The sequence below is a fragment of the Streptomyces sp. SID10853 genome (assembly GCF_010548145.1).
Taxonomy (GTDB): domain Bacteria; phylum Actinomycetota; class Actinomycetes; order Streptomycetales; family Streptomycetaceae; genus Streptomyces.
In genome coordinates, this window is sequence record NZ_JAAGLN010000265.1 from 1 (window position 1) to 9,209 (window position 9,209).

The window sequence follows — 9,209 nt, forward strand, 5'->3', positions numbered from 1 at the left end:
GGCCTCTCGGACGAGGCGCTGGCCCGGCTGACCCGCCTGGCCGCCCCGCACCCCGCGGGCACCCTCACCCAGCCGCTCCGGCTGACCGGCGCCGCGGGCGCGCTGCCCGCGACGGGGATCCTGTGCACCCACAACGGGTCGAGCATCGCCACCGTCGAGGCATTCGTGGGGCTCGGCGACCCCCGCGTCCAGGCACTCGTCGAGCGCCGTGTGACCTTCTTCGAACTCCACACCGGGCACTGGCCGATGCTCTCCGCCCCCGCCGAACTGTGCGCCGTCCTGCTCGAAGCCGCCGCGGGCGGCGGACACCTGCTGGACCCGGCGGCCGGCGAACGGCCGGCACATCTGCGGCCCTTCCTCCTCGACGTACCCGAGCAGCCGCGCGAGCGGGCCGAAAACATCGATCTCCATCTGCCCCGGGCGCAGGGCCCCCGCCCCGCGGTGGTGTTCGTGCACGGCGGCCCCGTGCCCGCCGGTGTGTCGCCGACCCCGCGCGACTGGCCGGCCTTCACCGGCTACGGCCAGTACGTGGCGGGCCTGGGCGCCGTCGGTGTGACGGTCGATCACCGGCTGCACGACATCACCGGCTACGAGCAGGCCGCCGGGGACGTCGCCGCGGCCGTCGAACGGGTCCGCGCCGACCCGCGCGTGGACGAGGACCGCATCGCCCTCTGGTTCTTCTCCGCCGGCGCCCTGATCGCGGCGGACTGGATCGCGGCACCCCCGCCGTGGCTGCGCTGCGTGGCCGCCTCCTACCCGGTCCTCGCCCCGCTGGCGAACTGGGGCCTGAGCGACACCCGTTTCAGGCCCGCGGACGCGCTGCGCACCGGCGGTGCGCTGCCGATCGTACTGACCCGGGTGGAGCACGAACGCGTGGAGATCGCGGCGACCGTCCAGGAGTTCCTCACCGCGGCGGCCGCCCGCCGCCGGGACATCGAGGTGATCGACGCCCCCGACGCCGTGCACGGCTTCGAGACGGCGGACCCCACCGAGGAGGCCCGGCAGGCCGTGCACGCCGCGGTACGCTCCGTCCTCACCCACCTCGGGAACTGACCCCGCCCACCGCCCCCTCAGGAACCGGCTTCCCCCTCGTCCCGTCAGGAACTGGCCCCGTCCGTCTCAAGGCTCTCGCCCGCCCGGGGACTTGCCTCGCCCGCCGGGGGGGGGCGGCTGCCGCGGCGGGCGCCGGTTTGTGGGCGCCGGCTCGGCCGAACCGCCGGCGCGGTGGGCGGGATACTCACGGGAATGCTGACACGCGCGGGGATACCGGGATCGGCCGTTCGGGTGAGGGTAGTGTGTTCATAGGTCGAACAGATCTCCTCATGCCCCGTGGTGGCGACCGCGTTGGCAAGCCGGCCGTCCGGGCTGCCCGCACGCGACTCTGAAAGTGGAGCTGATGAACGTGTCGATGGGCGGCGGACAGCTGCGAGGCCGGGCCACCGTAGCAGCCCTTGTCTGCGCGATCGCCCTGATACCCGGGCCCAGTTACGCGGCCCCCCACGACCCCGGCCCGCAGGGCGACGGGTCGATCGAGCACATCCGTACCGAGCTGGACGGCCTCTACCGCGAAGCGGAGGTGGCCACCGAGGCGTACGACGCCGCCAACGAGAAGGCCACCAAGCAGGCGAAGCGGCTGGCGTCGCTGCACACGGACCTCGCCCGCGCCGAGGACCGGGTCAACAGCCTGCGCGACCTCACGGGTGAGGCGGCCCGGACGCAGTACCGCGGAGGCTATCTCGCCTCCACGGGCCTGCAGTTGCTGCTCGGCAGCCACCCCGACCGGGTCCTGGACGAGGCCGCCCAGTCCCGCCAGGCCATGCTCGGCCTCGTCAACGCCTCCCAGACCCAGAAGACCGCCCGCGCGGAGCTCGACGGGCGGACCGAGGCCGCCGAGAAGGAGCTGCGGGAGCTGAAACGCACCCGTACGGACAAGGCCAGGGCGAAGGACAAGATCGAGAAGAAGATCGCCGACGCCGAACGGATCGAGTCGGGCCTCCAGAAGGACCAGACCCGCAAGCTGGCCCAGCTGGAGAAACAGGACACCCAGAAAGCCAAATCCAAGTGGCAGGGCGGCGGCGGCCCCTCGGACCGGGGCGGCCCGGGCGGCGGGACGAAGGTGAGCGGAGCGGCCGGGAAAGCCGTCGCCTTCGCCATGGCCCAGATCGGCAAGCCCTACGTGTGGGGCGCCGTGGGCCCCTCGTCGTACGACTGCTCGGGGCTCACCTCCGCGGCGTGGGCGGCGGCCGGACACCCCGTCCCGCGTACCTCGCAGGCGCAGTGGCAGGCACTGACCCGGGTCAGCCTGGCATCGGCGCGGCCCGGCGACCTGATCATCTACTACGACGCCACGCACGTGGGCATGTACATCGGAGGCGGGCAGATCGTCCACGCCCCGCGGCCGGGTCGCACGGTCACGACCGCGCCGGCCGCCTCCATGCCCATCCTCGGCGTGGTCCGGCCCGGAGTCTGAGCGCATGTCCCACTCACTGACACCCCGCGACAAGGGGAACCTGCCCGCGCTGAGCGCACCGCCGCTGATCCGTCTCGACGCGTACGTGGCCGAGGACGGGTCGACGGTCGTCAACGGCCATCTGCTGGAGATGGGCGGCATGCGCCCGCCCAACGAGGCAATCCTCGACGCCATCGCCATGTTCGCCCGCACCCTGGGGGCCCCGGTCGCGGCGACCGTCATCGACCGCAGCGTGCGGCAGGTGGCGCGGCTTCGGGTGTATCCAGACGGCTCCAGCCGGACCATCGCCGAGGAGGAGGATCTGCCGCCCGGGCGGGAGCGGACCGCCGCCGAGGAAGAGGCGTTCCCCCCGCTCGCCCGCGTCGAGCGGATCATCCAGCATGCGCAGCGCCAGGAGCTGCACGCCGCGTACGTCCTGGCCGGTGCGCTGCGGGAGCATCTGACGCTGCGCCGGGGCGCGGAGGACGAACTGTCGCTGGAGGCACGGGCGATCGAGGCGTACATCGCGCATCTGCGCGGCGACTACACGATCTCCACCGTGCTCGCGCTGACCGTCGCGCGGATCCGCTGCCGCACCGACCTGAACCGGGCCGCGCCCGACGTGGCCCGGGCCACCGCGGCATGGCAACGGCTGCAGGACGAGGAGCAGGTCGTGACCCGGGGGCAGGAACTGCTGCACATGTGGGAGCGGTTGTCCGCGCAGGGCCTGCTGCAGGAAGCGTCCCACCACACCATGGCCCAGGCCGTACGCAGCCGGCTCGAACGCGGCCCCCGGCCCGTGGAGGCACCGTCCCCCTCCCCCGCGGCCGCGCTGACGGCCGGTCAGGGCCCGGCCGCCCCCGAGGACAAGCCGCTCAAGCCCACCCGGCGAGGGCTGCGCCGCTTCACCCGGCTACCGGGCCGCTCGGCCGACTGAACCCCAGGGCCCCGCCCCCGCCACCACCCGGCCCACCACCGGGTCCGCCAAGGGGGGCCCGGGGGGCAGTGGGGAGGCGGGGTAGCGAAGAGTTTGTCGTTACGCCGACAATGCGGTCACCCTTCGCCGTCCGGGGGCAACCGGGCTCCCGGGCCCGAACCGAGAGGACCGACAATCACCATGCGCAAGCCTCTCCTCGCAACCCTCACCCCTGTGACCCTCGCCGCCCGCGCCCTGGCGGGAACCACGGGCACCGCAACGGCAGCGCCCGGTCATGCGGGCGGGACGACCCCCGCCGCCGCGACGGCCGCCGCGCACCCCGAGCGCACACCCGTCCCGGTGAAAGCCGCCTCCTTCGCCGGCACCGTGGCACTCAGCAACTGCTCGGGGTCCCTGATCCGCATGCCGGACTCGCAGGCGACAGACCCCGCTCTGGTCCTGACGAACGGCCACTGCCTCGAAACCGGCTTCCCGAGCGCGGGCCAGGTCATCACCGGCCAGCCCTCCACCCGCAGCTTCACACTGCTCAACGCCACAGCTGGCACCGCCGGCACACTCAAGGCGAACAAAGTCCTCTACTCGACGATGACCGACACCGACGTCACGCTCTACCAGCTGACCCAGACCTACGCCCAGATACAGCAGTCCACGAAAATCGCACCCCTGACCCTCTCCGCGGCCCACCCGGTGCAGGGGCACGCGGTCGACGTGGTCTCCGGCTACTGGAAAAAGGTCTATTCCTGCTCCGTCGACGGATTCGCCTACCGCCTGAAGGAAGACCAGTGGACATGGAAGGACGCCGTCCGCTACACCCCGCAGTGCCAGGTCATCGGGGGCACCTCGGGTTCCCCGGTCATCGACACGGCGACGGGACAGGTCACGGCGGTCAACAACACCATCAACGAGAGCGGTGAAAGCTGCACCCTCGACAACCCCTGCGAGGTGAACGAGCAGGGCACCGTCACCATCCGCAAGGGAATCGGGTACGCCGAGGAGACCTACAACATCCCCGCCTGCTTCACCACGGGCAACAAGCTCGACCTGGCGGCCGCGGGCTGCACACTCCCGAAACCGGCAGCGGTCTCAGCACACTGAACCGACACCGAACGAGGGGGGCGGGGAGCGGCCGTTGTCCACACCCCGGACCCGGCCGCCCCCGCCTCCGGCCCGCCCCCACCCCGGCGTCCGGCCGGGCTGGAGGAGACGGCCGGTGTGTTCGGCGAGCTGGTCGCGAAGGGAGTGGCTCTGCGCATCGGGGCGGCCAACCACGCCGCCTGGCGTGTCGGGCGCGCCCGGTCGCTCGCGCGGGAGCGGGGCGTGGAACCGTGGACGGCCCTTGCAGCTGCGCCGCTTACTCGCCGGGCCGCGCCCGCCCCTCCTTGTCGCGGAGGCGGGCCAGCGCATGCTCACCCCCGAAGATCTGGACCTGGCGCGGCCGGAAGGGCGCGGCGTGTGGTCGTACAGCCCGTTGCTGTGGGGTCCGTACGTGCGCGCGGACAGGCCGCTTCCGCCCGCCTGTGATCACCCCGGGACCACCCGGGTACACGCGGTCCTGGACGACGCCGCCGGGGAACTCTCGGCCACGAGAACCCAGGTCGTACGCCGGAAGAACCCCGCCACACATCGGCATGGTGAACCACCGGCACCGGCACCGGAACCGGCAGCGCCCGCCGTCCAACACCGGTCGTACGGGGGCGGGTTGGGTCAGGACGGGGCCCCGGTCAGCTGCCCGGCGGGCGGCGGGATGTCAGGCGCAGGGCCCGTCCGCAGGGCCACGGCACCCCGGGCGGGCCTGGACGCGTGTGCAGCCCGTGCCGGGGGGGGTGCCTGCGTTCGAGCAGTACCACTGGGGAATCACCTTCGCGGAAGTGAGTAGCATCCCCAGCACACCCGTCCACCACACAGCTAAAAGATGAGGGCCTCATGTCCACAGTCAACGCCGCATCCGGCGTGCAGGCCGAGTACGCACAGAAGGTCGCCGACGACCTCGCGGCCAATCAGAGCGAGCAAGACCGGATCCGCGCCGAACTGGTGCGCCTGCAGGAGGAGTTGGTCCAGCTCGAGGAGAGCGGGCAGGTCCTCGTGAAGATGCAGGACATCCTCGGCGCCTCTGCCGGGCCGGCAGCCAAGCCGGGCAGGAAGCCGGCCAAGGTGCCCGCGGCACGCAGCCCCAGGAGCAGGACCGCGACCACCAAGAACACCACTGCCAAGACCGCCGGCGCGAAGGACTCCGGCGCGAAGGACTCCGGCGCGAAGGCCCCGAAGGCGGGGCGCTCGCCGGCCGGGGCCGGGGCCGTGCGCCGCGCGAAGGCTCCCGCGAAGAAGGCTGCCCCCGCGCAGGGTGCGAGCGGGCCCACGTGGCTCGAGCTGGTGAGTTCCTTCCTCGCCGGGCACAGTGAGCCCAAGTCGTCCACCGAAGTCGCCGCCGCGGTGGCCGAGGCACACCCCGAGCGGGGTGTGCAGGTGACCGTCGTGCGTAATGCCCTGGAGCAGGGCGTTGCCCGTGGGGTCATCGAGCGTTCCAAGCAGGGCCGTTCGGTCTACTACCAGACCAAGCCGGCCGGCGCTGAGCCCGCGGACAGCGGCGCGGCAACCGCCGCCTGAGAACCCCTCCCCCGCCACCTCCCGGTGATGGTCCGGGGTGTGGACGGCGTGGCCGGTGCCGTGGAGGCCGCTGGTGTCAGGGGGGGTGCTGTTCGTGCTGCACAGCGGGATTGGCCCCGGGTGGTCACTGCCAGCCGGCTGCCCCGATCACCGATGCGGCAATGGCGGGGACGGAGCCTGTGGTGGTGTCGGTGGTGAAGTCCTCGACCGCGGCCGAGCTGAGGATGGTGTCCAGTTCGGCGGAGCGGTCCAGATGCCACCGCAGTGCTCCGGGCTCGCCGTCATGGCGGCGGGTCAGACGCCGGTGGATGACGGCCGGTTCGGCCCGCAGCCGGCACACCGTGAGACCGACACCTACCGCGGCGGCCAGTTGCTGGCGCTCCTCCTGCCGCTCGACCACACCGGCCAGTACGAGGCGGGCCGCTCCCGCAGCGAGGTAGTTGCCGGCGATGCTGCGCAGATTCCGCAGCAGCACGGTGAAGTTGAACCGGTCACCAGCAGGAGCGGGCCACGACTGGCTCAGCCAGTCGAGGTCGAGGACCGCGTGAGGGGTCCCGGCCTCGGCGAGCAGGTCACCCACCGCGCCGGCAACCGTGGTTTTGCCCACCCCGACAGTGCCGTTGATCAGCAGGGCCGAAGCGCCCAGAGGGCTGTCCGTGCACATCCCGGCATCGTACGCCGAGGCGCACGGCCCCCGGGACGCCCTGCACGGCGCGGGCTGCTTCTTGCCTGCCACGGTCTCAGATCCGCAGATGCACGCCCACCGCGGCTCTCAGATGCGGTGATGCACGCCCAGCGCGGCTCTCAGATCCGGTGGTGCACGCTCACCAGACGCAGGTCCTTGGCCGGGCCCCGTACCGTCCACACCACCCGCCAGCGGTCCGCGGTGAGCACACTGAACTCGCCGCGGTAGACGTCCTCGGCGCACGGGTGGTCGGCCAGGCAGTGTCCGCCGCGCAGGTCCAGGGGGTGGAAGGGGCGGCCGTCGGCGAACCGTACGAAGGCGGCCCCCTCGCCCGTCGGCTCGAAGAGATACGCACGGGAAGCGGGCCGGGTCACCCCGCCCCAGGTGAACTCGCCGCGCTCGGCATGGAGCAGCCCGGTGGCGGGCTGTTCCCGGCGGGTGAAGCAGGCCGTGCCGCTGAACGTGCCGTACTGGTCCTGGGACAGGTCGTGCACGGTCCGCTCGACCCGCCACCGCCCGGCGAGGTAGCCCAGAGTGTCCGCCACCGGATGCGGCCCGCCGGCCGGGACAGCGCCCTCGCCGCCTGCCGTGGTGTCCTGCCGTGTCACACCCACCGCCCCCTCCTGCCCCACCGTCACACCGCCCTGCCGGTCCGTCCTCGTCGTGATGCTAGGCCCCGGCGCCCTCGGGCCGCGGGCCGGTCCCCCGGACCGGAAGCGCCGTTCTGACGCCCCGCCCTTCTGACGCCCCGCCCTTCTGACGCCCCGCCGTTCTGACGCCCCGGCACCCCGGCACCCCGGTGCTCCGGTGCTCCGGTGCTCCGGTGCTCCGGTGCTCCGGTGCTCCGGTGCCCTCGCCTTCTGGTGTTCTGGTGCCCTGTACACCGGGCGTCTCTCAGATTTCGCCGGGGCCGGGCGGGGGGCCGGGGCCGCGGCGGGCTCCGGGCTCCAGCGGCGGGAGCGCGGGTGCGCCGTGCACGGTGCATTGGGGGCGGGCGTGCGGGGTGTCCTCGTCGGGCCGCAGTACGTCGGCCGGCACCGTGAACCACGCGAGCGCGGCACCCAGCACCATGAGCCCGGCGCAGACCAGCACCGCCTGGCCGAAGGCGCGGTCGACGGTGGAGACCGTGCGGTATCCGCTGCCGGACAGGCCGACCACGAGCGGCAGCGCGGCCACCGCGAGCAACTGGGCGACCCGGGCGGCGGCGTTGTTGACGCCGCTGGCGATTCCGGCCCGCCGTACATCGACGGACGCCAGGACGGTGGCGGTCAGCGGCGCGACGAACATACTCATGCCCAGCCCGAGGACCAGCACCGCGGGCAGGACGTCCGCCCCGTACGAGCCGCCGGGATGCACCCGGTGCAGCAGAGCCAGGCCCGCCCCGGCGACCAGCGGTCCCAGGGTGAGCAGCGGGCGCGGGCCGATCCGCTGGGCCAGGGCGCCGGCCGGCCCGGACAGCAGCATCATCAGGACAGTGATGGGCAGTGAGGCCACCCCGGCGGCCAGTGCCTCGTATCCCAGGCCGTTCTGCAACTGGGTGGGCAGCAGGAAGAACACCCCGCCGATCGCCGCGTAGAGGCACAGGGTGACCAGGTTGACCGAGGTGAACAGCTTCACCCGGAACATTCCCAGGGGCAGCATGGGATGCCCGGTCCTGGCCTCCCGCCGCAGCAAGAGCGCGGTGAACAGCAGCCCGGCCGGCAGTGCCACGACCACCGCCGGCCCGAAACCGCCGCCCGCGTCGATCAGCGCGTAGGTGATACCGGCCAGGCCGAGAGCGGCCAGAGCGGCGCCCGCCGCGTCGAACCGCCCGGCCGCCTGCCAGTCGCGGCTCTCGGGCACCCAGCGCACCGCGAGGAGCAGCACGGCCAGGGCGAGCGGGGCGTTGATGTAGAAGATCCAGCGCCAGCCCGGCCCGTCCACCAGCCAGCCGCCCAGGAAGGGGCCGACGGAGGTGGCCACGCCGCCCAGCCCGGACCACAGCCCGACCGCCTTGGCACGGTCCTGCTCCCGGAAGGTGCCCTGTACCAGGGCCAGTGAGCCGGGGGTGAGCAGCGCACCGCCGACTCCCTGCAGGGCGCGGGCGGCGATCAGCGCGCCGTCGTTGGGTGCGAGCCCGCACAGCACGGACGCCACCGCGAACCAGGCCACCCCGGTCATGAAGATCCGGCGCCGCCCGTAGCGGTCGCCGAGGCTGCCGCCGAGCAGGATCAGCCCGGCGAGCGGGAGCATGTACGCGGTGATGGTCCACTGGAGCGCCGAGAGCGGTACGCCGAAGTCGGCTCCGATCCGTGGCAGCGCGACATTGACCACGGTGGCGTCCAGCATGGTCATGCCCGAGCCGAGGACCGCGCAGGCCAGCACACCACGCCCCGCCGGGGAAGCCAGCCGCAGACTCCCGGCCCGCCCGGGACCCACCCGCCCGGCCCCGGCCCCGGTGCCGGTGTCGGCATCGGCCCCGGTGCCGGTGTCGGCATCGGCGTCGGCGTCGGCCCCGGTGCCGGTGTCGGCATCGGCCCCGGTGCCGGTGTCGG

General features: G+C 73.2%; 8 protein-coding genes and 1 pseudogene. 6 read left to right on the forward strand and 3 right to left on the reverse strand.

Annotated features, from left to right (window positions below):
• The 6 genes and pseudogenes from G3I19_RS31305 to G3I19_RS31325 form a co-directional block, all read left to right on the forward strand.
• Positions 1-1,053, forward strand: a 1,053-nt coding sequence (locus G3I19_RS31305; RefSeq protein WP_203600729.1) for a dienelactone hydrolase family protein, incomplete at its 5' end; no start/stop codon positions are given.
• Positions 1,054-1,396: 343 nt separating this feature from the next.
• Positions 1,397-2,470, forward strand: a complete 1,074-nt coding sequence (locus G3I19_RS31310; protein WP_164267097.1) for a C40 family peptidase — start codon at positions 1,397-1,399, stop codon at positions 2,468-2,470.
• Positions 2,471-2,474: 4 nt separating this feature from the next.
• Positions 2,475-3,386, forward strand: coding sequence for a hypothetical protein (locus G3I19_RS31315; protein WP_164267098.1), 912 nt, complete (start codon positions 2,475-2,477; stop codon positions 3,384-3,386).
• Between the two features lie 180 nt (positions 3,387-3,566).
• The gene (locus tag G3I19_RS31320) at positions 3,567-4,481 is read left to right on the forward strand and encodes a serine protease (protein ID WP_164267099.1); all 915 of its coding nucleotides are present in this window, start codon (positions 3,567-3,569) and stop codon (positions 4,479-4,481) included.
• Between the two features lie 99 nt (positions 4,482-4,580).
• Positions 4,581-4,986, forward strand: a pseudogene (locus G3I19_RS37800) (aldo/keto reductase); the annotation flags it as partial.
• 323 nt (positions 4,987-5,309) lie between these two features.
• The gene (locus G3I19_RS31325) at positions 5,310-5,990 is read left to right on the forward strand and encodes a hypothetical protein (RefSeq protein ID WP_164267100.1); all 681 of its coding nucleotides are present in this window, start codon (positions 5,310-5,312) and stop codon (positions 5,988-5,990) included.
• Positions 5,991-6,114: 124 nt separating this feature from the next.
• On the opposite strand, the gene G3I19_RS31330 is transcribed toward G3I19_RS31325, so the two are convergent.
• The 3 genes from G3I19_RS31330 to G3I19_RS31340 form a co-directional block, all read right to left on the reverse strand.
• On the reverse strand, positions 6,115-6,654 hold the full coding sequence (locus G3I19_RS31330) for a hypothetical protein (RefSeq protein WP_164267101.1): 540 nt from the start codon (positions 6,652-6,654) through the stop codon (positions 6,115-6,117).
• Between the two features lie 140 nt (positions 6,655-6,794).
• Complete coding sequence (locus G3I19_RS31335; protein ID WP_343235261.1) at positions 6,795-7,289, reverse strand: DUF6314 family protein; 495 nt, start codon at positions 7,287-7,289, stop codon at positions 6,795-6,797.
• Between the two features lie 280 nt (positions 7,290-7,569).
• Complete coding sequence (locus tag G3I19_RS31340) at positions 7,570-9,093, reverse strand: MFS transporter (RefSeq protein WP_343235262.1); 1,524 nt, start codon at positions 9,091-9,093, stop codon at positions 7,570-7,572.
• Positions 9,094-9,209 lie beyond the last annotated feature (116 nt).

What these genes read in the sequence shown, in the direction of transcription:
- G3I19_RS31310 (WP_164267097.1), top strand. Translation starts at nt 1,397, where the DNA reads ATGAACGTGTCGATGGGCGGCGGACAGCTGCGAGGCCGGGCCACCGTA.
- G3I19_RS31315 (WP_164267098.1), top strand. Translation starts at nt 2,475, where the DNA reads ATGTCCCACTCACTGACACCCCGCGACAAGGGGAACCTGCCCGCGCTG.
- G3I19_RS31320 (WP_164267099.1), top strand. Translation starts at nt 3,567, where the DNA reads ATGCGCAAGCCTCTCCTCGCAACCCTCACCCCTGTGACCCTCGCCGCC.
- G3I19_RS31325 (WP_164267100.1), top strand. Translation starts at nt 5,310, where the DNA reads ATGTCCACAGTCAACGCCGCATCCGGCGTGCAGGCCGAGTACGCACAG.
- G3I19_RS31330 (WP_164267101.1), bottom strand. Translation starts at nt 6,654, where the DNA reads ATGTGCACGGACAGCCCTCTGGGCGCTTCGGCCCTGCTGATCAACGGC.